Raw genomic sequence first — 16,688 nt, forward strand, 5'->3', positions numbered from 1 at the left:
AGAAATGACCCGGCGGGCACAGCGCCGCCAGAAGCCCGGCAATGGCCCGGCTCACAAGCAAGAGAGGTCTGGTAAATGGCAGTGAGGCCGAAATCCGGCTACTGGCTGCCGCGTAATGCAAAGGGGAAGCCGGCCCGGCCGACTTCCCCTGCATTCACTTATTGCCGGCTGAAGCGGCGGGTAATCTGCTGGCCGTCTTTGGCCGTTACCACCAGCGTGTAGAGTCCCGATTTGAGGGCACGCACGCTCAGGGTGCCGTTGTCCAGCGTACCGCTGGCTACCCGGCGACCCTGCGTGTCGAGTACCGTGTAGGAGCTGTTCGTCAGGTTCAGCTTCGAGACCAGGTGCAGACGGTCGGCTACCGGGTTGGGATAGAGCTGCGTAGCTTGCGCTTCTTCTGACTCTTTGGCCGTCAGCGCAGTACGGGCCCCGGCCGTTTTGGTGATACGGACCCAGTTGATATTCCAGCCGCCGGTCTGGGCGTAGATGCCGAAGTTATACGTGCCGGCGTTGATGGTCACCGTCTTCGATACCGTCTGCCAGTTCTGCCAGCCCCCCGTGCCCGGTATCGTGGAGTTGCCGAACTGAATCGAGCCCGCGTTCAGGTCCGAGGAAATCGTGCCCCCAGCCCCGCCGCTGGCCACGCGGTACTCAATCGTGTAAGTGCCCGTGGTGGGGAAGTTGATGCCGTTCCACACCAGGTAGTCGCCGGCATCCACCCAGCCCATGTTCTGTCCGCCACCCGCATCCGTGGTCGTCTCGGCACTCATGCCATTGTTCACGTTGGCCGACTCCGCCTGCAACGTCACGCTGAAGCCCGGCGAGGTCGTGGTCGTGCGCACGCGCAGCGAGGTGGTCTTGTCGTTCCAGTTGCCCGTGCCCAGCACGTTGCCCACCAGGCAGCCGTTGCCAGCGCTGCCCACCGTCAGCGAGGCGCCAGTGAAGTTGTCGTTTTCGTAGAGCACCACCTCATAGCCGGCGTTGGCTTTGAGCGAGGAGATGTCGTTGTCCAGGATGCCGCGGCTCTGCAAGGCAGCCAGGTTATAGTTGCCCGCTGGCAGGCTCTTAGCCGTGCCCGTGTAGTTGCAGTCCTTGTACACCGTGGCTACCCCGGTCACCGGTGGCGTCGTGCCGGCGAAGCCGCCGAACGTGGCTACCACCTTGGTAGGCTGGGGCGTGTGCAGGCTGGAGGACTGGTCGTTCACGTCGTCGTAGGCAAAACCGTAGTTCAGGTTGTCGACGCTGATGCCACCCTGGTGCCAGAAGCGGGCGTAGTAGTTGGCCGGGGCCGTGAGGTAGTACTGGCTGGCGTTGTACCAGTTCTGCTGGCCGGGGTTGGGCGTGGTGGTGTTCACAACGTGGCGGTTGATGGCCGCGCACAGCTGCGACTGTATCACCAGGTCGAGGTCCCCGTCACTCACGCGCTGGTCGAGTACGCCTTTGCCTTCCAGCACTTCCTGCGTGGTGGGCTTGCGCGAAACAATGCCCGTGCGTCCCGCAAAGCCGCCCGACTGGCCTACTACCGTGAGGCGGCCATTGCTGATGCGCCCTTTGAACACGCCCGCGTCGCCGGCGTAGAAAATCAGATCCTCGTTTACGTATTTGCTCCAGATGGCATCAATGTACGCATTGAAGTAGCTGGCCTGCGCCCCACCAGCCTGAAATGCGGGGGACTTACCGGGGCAGATGATGGTACCGGCTGAGGTGTTCAGCAGGCTCTGAAACGCCGTGGGCGCAAAGCTCTGGTAGGCGGACAGGATATCGGCGTGGCTTTTCAGCTCACCGGCGCGCTTGTAGTAGCCGTTGCCCCACAGCTCCAGGCCCATGGGGTAGTGGTAGGAGTCTACGCGGGTATGGTTGCCAAAGAAGCCATACTGGTTGTTGGTCAGCTCGATGAACTCGTAGCGGATGCCTTTGTTGGGGTCGTTGGGGTTCTGGAAATCCGGGGCGGCGTAGCCCGAAGGCGCTCCTGATGCCCCGAAGAAATACAGGTACAATTGCTGGCCCTGGGAGATAAACACCCGGCAGCCGGCAATGTAGGGCAGCGTAAAGGTCTTGTTCGGAATGTTGCTCAGCTTGGTAAAGCAGGCAGCATACTTGGAGTTCTGCCCCGGCCCGGTGTTGCCGTTGTAGGTAGGGCCCGTCACCGTATTATAGGAGGCCGACATGGGTAGTACCTGCCCGTTGGCGGCGTTGATCCAGAGGTGGTTGCCGTTGGCGTCTTTGCCCACAATGGCCACGTACAGGTCGGAGTCGGGAAAGGGCGAATTATTGGCGATGGTGAAGGGGATGCTACCCTGGGCCTGGCTGCGCCCGGGCAACAGCAGCAGGCATAAGAGGGCGGCTACGCCCAGCAGGGAAATGCGGAAACGTGTAAGCATGGTTGTGTGGGAGTTTGGTGAAAAGGAGGCAATATCAGTTCGGCTCCACGGAGGAAACCCGCAACTTCAGGGCGGAGGACTCTGCGCCCCCGACTGGGTCAAGCCCGATAGGTAAGGGAGAAGCAGAGCATTCAATAGGCAGTGAGATGGGCAGGTGAAGGCAGCACCCGGGAAGAGGTGCGTTTGAAAGATAGTTGGCTTTTTATAAGAAATAAAAGGGGTTATTTAAGCCTTACGTATGTTGTGCAGACCCTTCGTGCGCTTACAGCGCACGTTCCCGGCGTTTACGGCCGGTAGTCCGGCTGAATAGCCGGTGTGCTGACAACTTTGCGCTTAAAGTGGGTATCGTTTAAAAAACAATCAGTTTTTTTGATTGCAGCCATAATTTTATTGCCAGATCCGCAGCCCGCTCCTACTCCGCAACTCAGCGGCCCGGGCCGGAGTATGTCAGCCCGGCTGGCATACTCCGGCCCGGCTTTGGCAGCTACCGCCTGCAACCCTGAGGGCCGATAAGTTGACCATAGCCTGCCCGGCGGCCGGACGCATAGTCGCGGTCCGGGCTTTTTTTGGGAGCCGATAACTTTTCAGATACCTACCCGGTTTGCATGGCCATGTGCCCTATTTATCCTGCTGCGCGCCTGATGAGCGGCGTGCTGATCCTGCTGGCGTGTCTGGCGTCTCCGGCCCGAAGCCTGGCCCAGACCACGCCCCCGCCACCTCCGTCCGGCCCGCTTACCCTGGCCCAGTGCCTGCAGTACGCCATAAGCAACCAGCCCCTGCTGCGCCAGGCCCGCCTCGATGAAGAAGCCGCCGACGCCGACATCCGCATTGCGCGGGCCGCGTGGCTCCCTCAGGTAGGCCTCACGGCTTCGGTCCAACACTACTTCGGGCTGCCTTACACTGTTATTCCCATTGATGGTATCAACACGCCCCGGCAGGTGGGGCTACGCAACACCTCTACTTTGGGCCTTTCCGGCACGCAGGTTCTCTATAATAATGAGGTAAACCTGGCGTCGCGGGGGGCACGCTTCACGCGGCAGGGTGCTCAGCAAAACACCGTGGGCACCCGCATCGACGTGGTGGCCGACGTGAGCAAGGCGTTCTACGACATCCTGCTTTCGGAACGGCAGCTGGCGGTGTTTCAGGAAGATATTATCCGCCTGCAGCGCAACCTGCGCGACGCCCGAGCCCGCTACGACGTGGGCTTGGTCGATAAAACCGACTACCTGCAGGCCGAAATTTCGCTTAACAATTCCCTGGCCGGGCGTAAGCAGGCGCAGGAAAGCATCAACGCCAAAAAGGCCTACCTGCGGCAGCTGATGAACCTGCCCCAGGCTCAGCCTCTGGCCCTGCAGCACGACACCCTGCGCCTGGAGCAGGAGGCCGTTTTCGATACTACGGCCGCCCTGGACCCGGCCAACCGCATCGAAATCCAGCAGCTCCAGACCCGCAAGGCCCTGCAGAACCTGAACGTGGATTACTACCGCCTGGGCTTTCTGCCGTCGTTTTCGGCCTTCGGCAACTACAACTCGGTGTTTCAGAACAACCGCTTCGGCGACCTGTACGGGCAGCGTTTTCCCAACTCCTACGCCGGTCTGCAGGCCACGCTGCCCATCTTCACCGGCTTTCGGCGCACCCAGAACCTGCGCCGGGCCCGCCTGCTCAACCAGCGCCTCGACGAGGACATCCTCAATACCCGCAACCAGATCAACACGGAGTACGCGCGGGCCCTGGCTTCTTACAAAGGCTATTACAACGACTACCTCATGGGCCAGCGCAACCTCGAACTCTCGCGCCAGGTGTACCAGGTAGTGAACCTGCAGTACCGCGAAGGCATCAAAACCTACCTTGATCTGCTGGTGGCCCAAACCACGCTACGTACCTCCCAGCTCAACTACTACAGCGCCCTGTTTCAGGTGCTGGCCAGCAAGGTAGACGTGCAGCGGGCCCTGGGTGCCCTGCCCACGGAGTACTAGCCCGGAAGCCCGTTATGCTTCCCTCCTACCCTTCTTTCGACGCCCGCTTTCCTGATATGAAAAAAACGATTCTCGCCTTGTCATACACCGTGGGCCTGCTGGGCCTGAACGCGTGCGGCGACAAAGCCGCCGACCAGCAGAAAAACGCCGCCCCGCCGCCCACGCCCGTCACGCTGGTGGCTGCCCGCACCACCGATGCCGTGTACTATGATGACTACCCGGCTACCGTAGCAGCCATCAACAACGTGGAGCTGCGCAGTCAGGTGGCGGGCTTCATTACGGGCATCTTCTTTAAGGAAGGCGAAGTAGTCAGGAAAGGCCAGACGCTCTATGAAATCGACCGGCGCAAGTACCAGGCCAGCTACCAGCAGGCCCTGGCCAACCTGCGCAGCACCCAGGCTACCGTGCAGAACGCCAAGGTGAACCTGGACCGCTACCAGCGCCTGGCCGAGCAGGATGCTATTGCCCGCCAGATTGTGGACAACGCCGCCACGGCCTACGCCACGGCCCAAAGCCAGGTGGCCGTGGCCCAGGCCGGGGTACAGGCCGCCCGCACCGACCTCGACTACTCCCTGATTAAAGCGCCCTTTGCCGGACGCATCGGTATTTCGCAGGTGCGGCTGGGTTCCCAGGTGAGCCCCGGAACTACGCTGCTCAACACCATCAGCGGCGAAGACCCCATGGCGGTGGACTTTGTGGTGACGGAAGGCGACCTGGCCCGCTTCGTGGCGCTGCAGCGCGCAGCCGGCGGCTCCCAGGACTCGACCTTCCGCCTGGAGCTGCCCGACGGCACTTCGTACAACCAGCCGGGCCGCATCCTGGCCATCGACCGGGGCGTGAACCAGCAAACCGGCACGGTACAGGTGCGTGTGCAGTTCAGCAACACGGGGCGCCAGCTCAAGGACGGCATGAGCTCCGTGCTGCGGGTGCTCAACCGGCAGTCGGGGCGCCGGGTGGTGGTGCCTTTCCGGGCCGTGGTGGAGCAGATGGGCGAGAACTTCGTGTTCGTGGCTGGCGACAGCAGCAAGGCCCGCCAGCGCAAGGTGCAGCTCGGCCCGCGCCTGCGCGACCAGATCGTGATTATGGAAGGCGTAAAGGAAGGCGACCAGGTCGTGACCGAGGGCCTCAACCGCCTGCGCGACGGCGGCCAGATTCAGGCCGGACCGGCACCGGCCGCGCCTACCGCCACCAAGTAGCCCGGGCTGCCGCCTCAACCCTACTGCGGTACGCACGGATCAACTGACGCGGTGAATAAACCAAACTAGTGGCCGCTAAGCCAAAACTGGCCTTAGCCGCGACCCTAATATTAGCCTAGATGATTGCAGAAACCTTTATCCGGCGCCCCGTCACGGCCATCGTCATCTCCCTGGTGATTGTGCTGGTGGGGGTGCTGGCCATCCTGAATTTGCCCGTGGGCCAGTACCCGGAAATCACCCCGCCCACGGTGTCGGTGACGGGTACCTACACCGGCGCCGACGCCCAGACGGTGGAGCAGACCGTGGCTACCCCCGTGGAGGTGCAGGTGAACGGCGTGCCCGGCATGACTTACCTGCAAAGCAACAGTACCAGCAACGGGCAGATGAGCATGACGGTGAACTTTGAGGTGGGCACCAACATCAACATTGCCGCTCTCGACGTGCAGAACCGCGTGAGCATTGCCCAGCCGACTCTGCCCCAGGAAGTGCAGCGCCTGGGTTTGATTGTGCGCAAGCGTAACCCGAGCATCCTGATGCTGGTGGCCATGTACGCGCCCAAGGGCACCCACAATACCACCTTTCTCGACAACTACGCCAACGTGTTTGTGAAGGACGCGCTGCTGCGCACCAAGGGCGTGGGCGACATTGTGAGCCGGGCCGACGACTTTTCGATGCGCGTGTGGCTGAACCCCGACAAGCTCAGCCAGCTGGGCGTAACGGCTCAGGAAGTAACGGCGGCCATCCAGGAGCAGAACGCCCAGATTGCGGCCGGCTCCATTGGCGCCCCGCCCGCCCAAACCGGGCAGACCTTCGAGTACATCGTATTTGTGAAGGGCCGCCTCACCAACACCGAGGAGTTCGGCAACATCGTTATCAAGACCCGGCCCGACGACGGCTCGATGGTGTACCTGAAGGACGTGGCCCGGCTGGAGTTGGGCAAGTTCAACTACGCCAACAACTCCTACGTGGATGGCAAGCGCGCCGCCTACCTGCTGGTGTACCAGGCCCCCGGTGCCAATGCCCTGGATACCTACGAGAACGTGCTGGCTACTATGGAGCAGCTCAAAAAGCAATTCCCCGTGGACCTGGACTACGTGGTGCCGTTTGAGTCGGCCACGGTGGTGAAGGTGTCCATCAACGAGGTGCTGCATACGCTGGTAGAGGCGCTGGTGCTGGTTATCATCGTGGTGTTTCTGTTTCTGCAGAGCTGGCGCTCCACGCTCATCCCGGTGCTGGCCATTCCGGTGTCCATCATCGGCACGTTCATCTTTTTCATTCCGCTCGGCTTCACCATCAACACGCTCACCATGTTCGGCTTCGTGCTGGCCATCGGTATTGTGGTCGATGACGCCATTGTGGTGGTGGAGGCCGTGGAGCACAACATGAACGAGCGGGGCATGAGCCCCCTAGATGCCACGCTGGCGGCCATGCGCGAAATTTCGGCCCCGGTTATTGCCATTGCCCTGATTCTGGCGGCCGTGTTCGTGCCGGTAGGGTTTATTCCCGGCATCACCGGTCGCCTGTACCAGCAGTTTGCCATTACCATTGCCATTTCGGTGGTGATTTCGGCCTTCGTGGCTCTCACGCTCACGCCGGCTTTGTGCGTACTGCTGCTCAAGCCCCACAAGCGCGACGAAAACTCGCGCGGCCTCGACCGGCTGTTCTTTAAGTTCAACTCCTGGTTTGACCGGGTCACGAGCAAGTACGGCAACGGCGTGCAGCGCGGCATCAAGCACTCCCGCCTGGTGGTGGTGATTCTGGTGTGCATCGTGGCCGCTACGGGGCTCTTGTTCAAGACCAAGCCTACCGGCTTTATCCCGACGGAGGATGAGGGCCGCCTGTTTGTGACCTTCACCTTGCCCGAAGCTGCCTCTACCGAGCGCACCGTGGCTACACTGCACGAGGTGATGAAGGAGCTGGGCCAGATCAAAGGCATTGCCCACTACGCCGGCTTAGGCGGCCTGAACGTGGTCAACTTCTCCTCCAAGTCGAACAGCGGCACGGTGTTTTGCCAGCTGGAGCCCTGGGACAACCGCAAAGACAAGGAGCTGCAGCTGCAAAGCCTGATGGCCACCGTGCAGCAGCGCCTGAGCCGCCTGCGCGAGGCCAACATCGTGGTGATTTCGCCCCCGGCCATTCCGGGTCTGGGCCAGAGCGGCGGCTTCTCCTTTGTCTTGCAGGAGCGCGAGGCCGGCGGCGACATCAAGAACTTCGATGCCACGCTGCAGAACTTCCTGGGGGCCCTGCGCAAGCGCCCCGAAATTGCCGCGCCCTTCTCCTTCTTCACGGCCAACACCCCCGGCTACCAGCTCACTATCGACCGGGAGAAAGCCAAGAAGCTGGGCGTAAGCATTGCCGACATCGGCACGGCCCTGCGCACCTACCTGGGCTCGGCCTACGTGAACGATTTCACGGTGTACGGCCGCAACTTTCGCGTAGTAACGCAGGCCGACAGCATGTACCGCGGCGACATCAGCAACCTGGGCCAGTACTACGTGCGCAATGCCTCGGGCGGCATGGTGCCCCTGAGCACGCTCACCAGCTACAAGCGCGCCGAAAGCGCCCCGCTCATTTCCCACTTCAATCTGTTCCGCTCGGCCGAAATCAACGGCAGCGCCGCCCCGGGCTACTCCTCCGGCGACGCCATCCGGGCCCTGCAGGAAACGGCGGCCCAGACCCTGCCCCAGGGTTACGGCTACGAATTCTCGGGCCTCACGCGGGAGGAGCTGCTGGCCGGGGGCCAAACGGTGTACATCTTCGGGCTGTCCCTGGTGTTCGTATTCCTGTTCCTGGCCGCCCTCTACGAAAGCTGGTCGGTGCCGTTTTCGGTGCTGCTGGCCGTGCCGGTGGGTATGTTCGGGGCCATTCTGGCGCTGTTTTTCCTGCCCAAGCTCACCAACAACGTGTACGCCCAGATTGGCATGATTACGCTCATCGGCCTCTCGGCCAAGAACGCCATTCTGATTATCGAATTTGCCAAGGAGCGGGTGGATAAAGGTCAGCCGCTGGTGGAAGCCACGCTGGAAGCCGTGCGCCTGCGCCTGCGCCCCATTGTGATGACGTCCCTGGCCTTTATCCTGGGGGTGCTGCCGCTGGTGTTTGCCGCCGGCGCCGGCGCCCAGAGCCGGCAGACCATTGGCTGGACGGTGCTGGGCGGTATGCTCTCGGCCACAGTGCTGGCCATCTTCATCGTGCCGGTGCTTTACGTGCTGATTACGCGCTTCGCCTACGGCAAAGAAAAGCTGGCCGAGCTGGAAGCCAACTACCAGCCCGATGAAGAGCACGGCGGCCCCGCGGCCGGGGACGCCGCTGCTCCGCACCCGGGGTAGCTACCCGTCACCCCCCAAACGCACAACGGCCGGCCTCCCCTGCGGAAGGCCGGCCGTTGTGCGTTTGGGAACTGAACGTCATTACTGCACCACCAGCCGCGCCGCTTGCCGGCCGCAGCGTACCAGATAGAGGCCGGCTGCCAGGCCGCGTACATCGAGTTGGGTCGTGCCGGCTGGGCAACGGCGTAACAGGTGCCCTTGTAGCGTCAACAACTGCACCTCAGCCCCTGCATCGGTACCCACGAGCTGCACGGTGGTAGCGGCCGGGTTAGGAAACAGTTGCAACACCTCTACAACTGCCGCGCCACCGGCCACATAGCGCACCTCCGAGCGGGTCTTGGTGCCGTCGTGGTCCTGCTGGGTGAGACGGTAGTAGGCCGCACCGGCTTCGGTATCTGAGTAGTTGTAGACGTGGGCAGTAGTGGTGCTGCCATGGCCGGACACAAAGCCCACGGGCTGCCAGTGGCGGCCGTCGATGCCTTTCTCGATATAGAAGCCAGCATTGTTTTTTTCCTGAGCCGTGTGCCAGCGCATCTGTACCTGCGTAGTCGCGGCGCGCAGGGCGCTGAATTGAATTAATTCGACAGGCAAAGGCGGGGAGTCTGGTATGCCGGTTCCACCATTGTTCAAGCGCGCGCTCAGGGTGTTGCCTATATAGCTCGAGGTTACTATGTCTACGTCCCCGTCACCGTCTATGTCGCCCAGAGCTACGCTGTACGGGGCTTTGCCCACCACTATGTTGGTGTTGCCAGTGAATGCCCCCGTTCCGGTACCCAGGCGCATACTCACCGTATGGACACTGGAATTACTCATCACCAGATCAAGCTTTCCGTCTGCATTCAAGTCGCCTAAAGCAACGTACTGGGAGCCGGCTCCCACAAGTATAGTAGCGACGGCAGCAAACGTACCAGTACCTGTGCCCAGGCCGATGTGAGCTACCCCAGTACTGGTCTTGTCGGCTACGACCAAGTCTAGCGTCCCATCTCCGTTTAGGTCACCCAAGGCTAGGTGTTGAGGCGTAGTACCTGCTATAAACGTCGGCCCGTTGGTGAAGGTACCATTGCCTACCCCCAAGCGGGTGCTGACGGAGCTTGCTCCACTGTTAGCAATGGCTATATCCTGAACTCCGTCTCCATTTAAATCACCGAGGGCTACGCAGTGCGGGAAATTTCCCACGGTTATGTTAGTGGTGCCGCCGAACGTACCGTCGCCGTTTCCCAACCGTATGCTTACAGTGTGCGCGTTGTAGTTGGCCGTCACAATATCCAAACGGCCGTCGCCATTTATATCACTTAAGGCTACGCTGCGTGGACTACTTCCCACGCTTACATCAGCCGCGCTGCTGTAGGTACCATTGCCGCCGCCAAGGCGGACGCTAATGGTACTGGCGCCGCTGTTGGCGGTGACCAAATCCAACTGATTGTCGCCGTTGACATCACCAAGGGCCAAGCTTAGCGGATTGAGGCCCACACTCACGTCGGGGGCATTAGCAAAGCGCCCTGCGCCAGTGCCCAGCCGAACCGAAACCGTACCAGCAGTGTAGTTGCAAGTAGCTGCATCTAACAAGCCGTCAGCGTTTAAGTCACCCAATGCCACACTGGCTGGCGCGGTGCCGACTGTCAGGTCACTCGTGCCATCGAACGCTCCGGTACCATTGCCCGGAAGGATGCTTAGCGTGCCGCTTGCCCGACTGAGAATAGTCAGGTCGGCTTTGCCGTCCCGGTTATGGTCACTGAGCAGAACGGATCCGGGTTCTACCCCCACGAGCAAATTAGCGGAGCCCCGGAAAGTACCATCACCATTACCCAAACGCATGCTGACGGAGTTGGCCGCCGCATTGGCCGTCACAATGTCCAAGTTGCCGTCTGCATTCAGGTCGCCTATGGCCATTTCGGTGGGAGTAGTGCCCACAGGTACATCAGCCGCGCTGGTGAAGCTGCCGGTGCCGTCGCCTAATCGGATGCTCACATTGCCGGTTCGGGAGTTAGCTACAACCAAGTCCCCTTTTCCGTCCTTATTCAGATCGTGTACCTCCACACGTCCTGGATTAACGCCCACGGGCACGTCGGGGGCATTGGTGAAGGTACCGTTGCCGTTGCCGAACCGAATGCTAAGGTTGTTGCCGTAAAGATTCGCTGTTACGATATCCAGATTTCCATCCTCATTTAGATCGTGGATGATAACCGTATTAGGAAAGGAGCCTACAGGCACGTTGACAGTGGTGGAGAAGGTGCCATTGCCGTTGCCCCGACAAATGCTAACGGTGTTGCTTCGCGTGTTCGCCACAGCTAGGTCGGCTAGCCCGTCCCCGTTCAGGTCGCCGATAGCCACTGCATAGGGCGCGGAGCCTACAGTAAAGTAGGTAGACCCACTGAACGTACCGTCGCCGGCTCCCAGACGAATAGTGACCATATCAATACCGTAATGGGCCGTCGCCAGATCCAGGTTGCCGTCGCCATTCAAGTCACCTAGCGTCGTGCTCCAAGCGGTGGGAAGCAAGGATACGCTAGGGGCGCTGATAAATGTACCATCGCCGGTACTCAAGCGCACGTGTATGCGGTCTTGCGAGCTATCAACGAGTACCAAATCGGTTAGGCCGTCATTATTCACATCCCCCTGCTTCACCTCACGAACAACATCGCCACCGAGTGTTTGTGCTGTCGCGGAAAAACGGCCGTCGCCGGCCCCCAGGCGTACGCTAAGGCTGCCGTTATCACCGTTGACAGCGACCAAGTCGGGCCGGGCATCCCCATTCAGATCAGCAAGCACTACATCAAGCGGCCCAGCTCCTACTACCTCATCGACCGCCCTACGAAAGGTACCATCGCCGACTCCCAAACTAATACTCACCGTGTTGGATCTGGTGATGGCTACGGCCATATCCAGGTGGCCATCCCCATTCAGATCCTGAAGTGCCATGCCGCAGTTGCTGTAAGGCAGTGCGACGTTAGGAGCGCTGGTAAACGTGCCGTTACCGTTTCCTAAACGAACAAACACCGCACTTCCCCCATCAGGAACCAGCAGGTCTACGTTGCCATCTTCGTTCACATCAGCCAACTCTACGTCCTGTGGAGTACCTATTGGCAGTCGAAGAGAAGTGCCAAATGTACCGCTACCAGTACCCAGCCGAATAGATACGCCCGAGTTGCCGTAGGTAGCATAGCGCATGATCAGGTCCAATTTCTGGTCCTTGTTCACGTCGCGCAGCAGTACCTGTTGTGGGATATTTGTGCTGGCATCGGTGAGCGTACCGGTGCCGCTGAACGTACCATTGCCGACTCCAAGCCGAACGCTCACACTAGGGGTCAGGTAATAGGTATTAGAGGTAACCAAGTCTAAGTGGCCGTCGCCGTTCACATCGCCCAGTGCCACGCTATTTGGCCCTACACCCACACTTACGCTGCTTGCACTACTGAACATGCCGTTGCCTGCTCCCAGGCAGATGCTTACTGTATTGCTGTCATAATTGACCGCTGCTATATCCAGCTTTTCATCACCATTTACGTCGCCTAAAGCTACTTCCCTTGGAGTGGTGCCCACGCTCACGTTGGGGGAGCTGGTAAAGGTGCCGTCGCCGACGCTTAGTCGAATACCGATATGGTTTGAGCCGCTGTTGACTACCGCTAAATCTAGGCGGCCGTCGCCGTTTAAGTCACCCGAAGCCAAGTTTTTCGGGTTGAGGCCCGCATTCAGAACTTCCTCTTCAGGACGAAATCGAGCATTACCCGCCAGCACCTGGGCGGCAAATTGAAACTGCGTGGGCACTATGGACTTACCCGTAGCCAAGGTGGCCGCCTGACTAGTAACACCCACTGTGACTGGCTCTCCGGGTAGCAATATGCGACTCGAAAGAAAGCGAATGGTCTTGGTGCCCGCGCCCGTATAGGTGCCCGGCAAGAGCCCACGCCACTGGCTAACTACGCGTACGGCATCGGCAGAAGCCGTACGCGTGTTCATAGCCTCGGAGAAAGTTAGTTCAACAGCACCGTTGCGTGGAGCAGGAGCATTAGCAGCCGGTATTCGAGCTGTAAGCGTAGGAGCCTGAGCCAGCGCTAGCATGGGGAGCAGCCCCACCATAAGTACTAAGAGGGTAGAAGTGTAACGGTGTATCATGCAAAAGGGATAACGCACGGATGAAAGGCAAAACTAAAGCAAAGATAGTTGTGTCGAGCCGGCAGCTATGTTGCAGAAGTCACTTTTCCGGTTCATCTTCCGGCCAGTTATCTACGCGCTATCTGTTTGGCCCGGGCCCTCTTACACACCGCCAGTACCCGCCCCGGCCGCTCATCTTTTCTTCTTCCTTCTTATCCCTTCTTTCCCGCTATGTACGAAGAACGGTACGACAACCACTTCCGGCGCCTGCAGGCCTCGCGCGACGCCTTCGCGGCCTTTGCCGACTACACCGCCGAGGCCCTCAAACCCGCCGCCGTGGCCAAGCTGCTGCGCGATGAGCGCCCCGCCCTGCTCGCAGCCCTCACCGCCTTCCGCCAGGGCCTGAGCGGGCGCACCAGCGGCAGCGGCCAGCGCCAGAGCGGCACCCAGACCGAGGACCAGGCCTTTGCGGCCCTTAAAGCCCAGGTGCAGGCCACCGACAAAAAGCTGCTGGCCCCGCGCCTCTACGACCACCCCACCGAGCGGCCCCTGTTCTACCCCGACAAGCTCAGTGGCCTGACGCAGGCGCCCAAGAGCAAGCGCCTGACCCGCCTCACGGCCTACGTGGAGCAGCTGGAAACCCACGCCGATGCGGCCCTGAAGGCGGCTGGTGCCCAGGCCCGCCTGCTGCTCACGGCCTACACCACGGCCACGGCTGCCAAGCACCAGGGCGCCAAGGTCCTTAAAGACACCATCTCAGCTCTGGGGCCCGAGGCCCTGGCCCTGGCCGATGCGCTCTGGGCCGTGCACTGCACTGCCCTCTACGTGCACCGCCAGGAGCCCGCCAAAGCCGCTACTTATTTCGACTACGATACGCTGCCGCAGCGTAATGCCCGGCGGACGGTGGCACGCGCCCAGGCGCAGCCCACCACCCCGGCTGCCGGGTAGCGTCTGCACCGGTGCGGGCAGCCGCCAAAGATCCTGGGGCAGGGTCTGCACCGGTGCGGAAGACGACTGAGGCTCCCCGGCTATAGCCCGCACCGGTGCAACAACTATCCAAAGGCCTCTGGACACAGCCCGCACCGGTGCAGATACCGCCCGAAGGCATCAGCCTAGCCTCAGCACCGGTGCGGGCTGTAGCCGGAACGCTGGCCCCTAGTCGGGCTGGGCCACGGTGTAGCCGATGCGGACGCTGAACAGCAGGCTGCCACTGCTGTTCTGGGCCAGGCGCACACGCAGGTTGTAGGTGTACAAATCGTTGCGCACGACGTGGCTGGTGGGTTGCGTGACGGTCTGCCAGTCGCCGTTTTCGGTCGTCAGGGCTACCTGGCCCACGTAGGCCACGTTGATGGTGGTGCTGCTGGAGGCCGGCATAATAGCGCCCAGCAGGGCCTGAGGCACCACACTGGTGCCATCGTTGTCGAAGGCAATAAGAGTGAGACTGGTAATGGTGGCGCCCTGGGGCAGCTGCACCGGCGCCACCACGTAGCCCGGCTGCCCCACGGTGCCATTCGGCAGGTTGAGCATCAGGGGGAGCCCGTAGCCGGGCCAATCGTTACGTTGGTATCGTAGACGTGGGGCGCAGCGCTGATGAAAGCCGCGGCACTCACCGTGAGGTAGCGCGTCTGGGCTGTGCGGTAGGCAAAGGCGTCGGCCTGGGCCGTGCCGTTCACGTCCAGGGTCTGCTGCGGGTCGTTGGTGCCGATGCCCACCCGGCCGTTGGCGCGCAGGCGCATCACCTCGTTGTAGGGCTGGTCGCCGTAGCTGCCGGTGCTGCCGGTGCCCACGCGCAGGGCCAGGCCGCTTTCGGCGCCGCCGGCGTTGACGAGGGCCGTGCTGCCGTCATGGCTGAAGTAGAGGTGGTCCCAGGAGGCCGCGTTGCGCAGGCCCAGGGCGGCCGATACGTCGAGGGGCAGGGTGGGGCTGTTCAGGCCGATGCCCACCCGGCCGGCGTTGGTCCACGTCAGCACCGAGCGGGGGCTGCTGCCGTCGGCGGTGCCGAGCACGCCGCCGCCATAGCCGTAGAGCACCGGCCCGTCCACGGTCTGGCTCAGCCAGTTTTTAGGGCTGTTGCTGTTACCGTACCAGCCCAGGCCGTGGTTGCCGTCGGAGGCCTCGCGCAGACGCAGGTCGAAGTCCCGCAGGCCCAGGTGCTGCGAAGCGGCGTGGTTGCCCAGGTTGTCGCCGGCTTTGGTCTTATCGGGAATGTACAGCCACTGGCCGCCGAGGGCGTACCAGAAGCCCTGGCGCCCGTCGGTCTGGAACACCATCAGCCCGTCGGGCGGCGCCGCAATGCCCGCGCGCTGCACCGAGTCCAGGCGCGGAATGAGCAGGCCCTTGTCGGTGCTACTGATGTCGAGGGCAGCCTTGGCGTCGGGCGTGCTGGTGCCGATGCCGACGGAGCCGGTAGCAGGCGTGGTTTGGGCGCGGGCGATGGTGCCGAGCAGCAGCAGCAGCAGCAGCAGCGTGGGGTAGCATGTTTTCATAAGCAGGAAGGTTAGCAGGAGCAGCTAAAAGTCCACGCGGCCAGCCCCATATCCTAACCGCTAGTGGCGGCCGGGGTATTCCGGTATGGCAACAACCGGATTTGGTAAGTAGGCCGCCGGGGCGCGGCCCGAAACAAACCTACCGGGCATTGGCTTTCCTATCCGAGCCGGCCAGTTGCAGGCCGCTCCGCTTCCATCTTCCGATTCTTCCTGCTATGGCTGCCAACCCGCTTCTGCCTACTCCCGAACAGTTCAACCACCTTGTGCTGGCCCGGCGCAGTATTCAGCCGGTGCAGTTCGAGCCTGGCCGCGTAATCCCCGACGACATGGTGCTGCAGCTGCTGGAAAACGCCAACTGGGCGCCCACGCACAAGCGCACCGAACCCTGGCGCTTTGTGGTCTTCAAGGGTGAAGGACTGAAGCGGCTGGCCGAGTTTCAGTCGGGGCTCTACCGCGCGCAGGCCGGGGAGCTGGTGGACGAGAAGAAGGCACAGAAGCTGGCGCAGAATCCGCTGCTGGCCTCGCACGTCATTGCCATCGGCATGAAGCGCCACCACATCCTGCCCGAAATCGAGGAAGTAGAAGCCGTGGCCTGCGCCGTGCAGAACCTGCACCTATCGGCCGTGGCCTACGGGCTGGGCGGCTACTGGGGCTCGGGCGGCATTACGTACGTGGAGGAAGCCAAGCCTTTCTTCGGCCTCGGCCCCGACGACAAGCTGCTCGGCTTCTTCTACCTGGGCTACGTAGCCCAGCTTCCCGGCCGCAACCTGCGCAAGCCCATCGAGGAGAAAGTCTCCTGGGTGAGGGATTAAGGGGCGGGGTTGCTTGGCTTTGGGTGCAGCCGGCTAAGTCGCTTCCACGCTTACTTAAAACTCGAACGTCTCGCAGTGTAGGACAGTGGGCTCGAACTCCAGGAGGTATTGCGCGTCTTCGGGGTAGTACCGCGCCTTCTCATAGTCTTCGCCGGCGAAACCCTGGATGCTGGCGTAGCTGTCCCAGCGCGTAACGGTCCAGAAATGGCAGACCTCCCCTTCTAGGCGGCGCAGCACCTGCACGCCCAGGTTGCCGGGCGTTTGGCGGTAGTCCCGGATGCCGGATTCTTCCAGGTATTGGAGGTAGTCATCGGCGTGGTGGGCGGCCGTGGTGCCGTGCCAGATGCGGGTAATAAGCTTGCTCATGGCGTTTGGATGGTTGAAGAAAAGCCAAAGTAGCTGAACCCAGCTGTTTT

Annotated in this window: 10 protein-coding genes; 5 read left to right on the forward strand and 5 right to left on the reverse strand. The window is 61.6% G+C overall.

Annotated elements, in window-relative coordinates:
- Nucleotides 1-158: 158 nt before the first annotated feature.
- A complete protein-coding gene (locus LRS06_RS02375; protein WP_257870005.1) occupies nucleotides 159-2,381 on the reverse strand; it encodes a beta-1,3-glucanase family protein in 2,223 nt (740 codons plus the stop codon).
- A 605-nt stretch (nucleotides 2,382-2,986) separates the two neighbouring features.
- On the opposite strand from LRS06_RS02375, the gene LRS06_RS02380 reads away from it, so the two are divergent.
- The 3 genes from LRS06_RS02380 (at nucleotide 2,987) to LRS06_RS02390 (ending at nucleotide 8,882) form a co-directional block, all read left to right on the forward strand.
- Nucleotides 2,987-4,357 (forward strand): TolC family protein, encoded by a 1,371-nt coding sequence (locus tag LRS06_RS02380; RefSeq protein WP_257870006.1) that lies wholly within the window; start codon nucleotides 2,987-2,989, stop codon nucleotides 4,355-4,357.
- A 56-nt stretch (nucleotides 4,358-4,413) separates the two neighbouring features.
- Nucleotides 4,414-5,553, forward strand: coding sequence for an efflux RND transporter periplasmic adaptor subunit (locus tag LRS06_RS02385; protein ID WP_257870007.1), 1,140 nt, complete (start codon nucleotides 4,414-4,416; stop codon nucleotides 5,551-5,553).
- A gap of 119 nt (nucleotides 5,554-5,672) precedes the next feature.
- Nucleotides 5,673-8,882: an efflux RND transporter permease subunit gene (locus LRS06_RS02390; protein ID WP_257870008.1), complete on the forward strand. Its 3,210-nt coding sequence runs from the start codon at nucleotides 5,673-5,675 to the stop codon at nucleotides 8,880-8,882.
- 81 nt (nucleotides 8,883-8,963) lie between these two features.
- Here the strand turns inward: LRS06_RS02390 and LRS06_RS02395 are convergent, their stop codons facing one another.
- Entirely contained in the window at nucleotides 8,964-12,839 is a 3,876-nt protein-coding gene (locus LRS06_RS02395) for a T9SS type A sorting domain-containing protein (RefSeq protein ID WP_257870009.1), read from the reverse strand.
- A gap of 366 nt (nucleotides 12,840-13,205) precedes the next feature.
- On the opposite strand from LRS06_RS02395, the gene LRS06_RS02400 reads away from it, so the two are divergent.
- Nucleotides 13,206-13,922 carry a hypothetical protein gene (locus LRS06_RS02400; RefSeq protein WP_257870010.1) on the forward strand — a complete coding sequence of 239 codons (717 nt, stop codon included), beginning with the start codon at nucleotides 13,206-13,208 and terminating at the stop codon, nucleotides 13,920-13,922.
- Nucleotides 13,923-14,129: 207 nt separating this feature from the next.
- Here LRS06_RS02400 and LRS06_RS02405 read toward each other — a convergent pair whose 3' ends face one another.
- Nucleotides 14,130-14,501 carry a hypothetical protein gene (locus tag LRS06_RS02405; protein ID WP_257870011.1) on the reverse strand — a complete coding sequence of 124 codons (372 nt, stop codon included), beginning with the start codon at nucleotides 14,499-14,501 and terminating at the stop codon, nucleotides 14,130-14,132.
- Nucleotides 14,501-15,460, reverse strand: a complete 960-nt coding sequence (locus LRS06_RS02410; RefSeq protein ID WP_257870012.1) for a hypothetical protein — start codon at nucleotides 15,458-15,460, stop codon at nucleotides 14,501-14,503. Before LRS06_RS02410 ends, LRS06_RS02405 begins: the two co-directional genes overlap by 1 nt.
- A gap of 215 nt (nucleotides 15,461-15,675) precedes the next feature.
- On the opposite strand from LRS06_RS02410, the gene LRS06_RS02415 reads away from it, so the two are divergent.
- Nucleotides 15,676-16,272 carry a nitroreductase gene (locus LRS06_RS02415; RefSeq protein ID WP_257870013.1) on the forward strand — a complete coding sequence of 199 codons (597 nt, stop codon included), beginning with the start codon at nucleotides 15,676-15,678 and terminating at the stop codon, nucleotides 16,270-16,272.
- 54 nt (nucleotides 16,273-16,326) lie between these two features.
- On the opposite strand, the gene LRS06_RS02420 is transcribed toward LRS06_RS02415, so the two are convergent.
- Nucleotides 16,327-16,638, reverse strand: coding sequence for an antibiotic biosynthesis monooxygenase (locus LRS06_RS02420; RefSeq protein ID WP_257870014.1), 312 nt, complete (start codon nucleotides 16,636-16,638; stop codon nucleotides 16,327-16,329).
- Between the last annotated feature and the right edge of the window lie 50 nt (nucleotides 16,639-16,688).

It is taken from the genome of Hymenobacter sp. J193, assembly GCF_024700075.1.
Taxonomy (GTDB): Bacteria; Bacteroidota; Bacteroidia; order Cytophagales; family Hymenobacteraceae; genus Hymenobacter.

Excerpts from the sequence above, each read along its gene's own strand:
- LRS06_RS02375 (WP_257870005.1), bottom strand. The coding sequence starts at position 2,381 with ATGCTTACACGTTTCCGCATTTCCCTGCTGGGCGTAGCCGCCCTCTTA.
- LRS06_RS02380 (WP_257870006.1), top strand. The coding sequence starts at position 2,987 with ATGGCCATGTGCCCTATTTATCCTGCTGCGCGCCTGATGAGCGGCGTG.
- LRS06_RS02385 (WP_257870007.1), top strand. The coding sequence starts at position 4,414 with ATGAAAAAAACGATTCTCGCCTTGTCATACACCGTGGGCCTGCTGGGC.
- LRS06_RS02390 (WP_257870008.1), top strand. The coding sequence starts at position 5,673 with ATGATTGCAGAAACCTTTATCCGGCGCCCCGTCACGGCCATCGTCATC.
- LRS06_RS02395 (WP_257870009.1), bottom strand. The coding sequence starts at position 12,839 with ATGAACACGCGTACGGCTTCTGCCGATGCCGTACGCGTAGTTAGCCAG.
- LRS06_RS02400 (WP_257870010.1), top strand. The coding sequence starts at position 13,206 with ATGTACGAAGAACGGTACGACAACCACTTCCGGCGCCTGCAGGCCTCG.
- LRS06_RS02405 (WP_257870011.1), bottom strand. The coding sequence starts at position 14,501 with ATGCTCAACCTGCCGAATGGCACCGTGGGGCAGCCGGGCTACGTGGTG.
- LRS06_RS02410 (WP_257870012.1), bottom strand. The coding sequence starts at position 15,460 with ATGAAAACATGCTACCCCACGCTGCTGCTGCTGCTGCTGCTGCTCGGC.
- LRS06_RS02415 (WP_257870013.1), top strand. The coding sequence starts at position 15,676 with ATGGCTGCCAACCCGCTTCTGCCTACTCCCGAACAGTTCAACCACCTT.
- LRS06_RS02420 (WP_257870014.1), bottom strand. The coding sequence starts at position 16,638 with ATGAGCAAGCTTATTACCCGCATCTGGCACGGCACCACGGCCGCCCAC.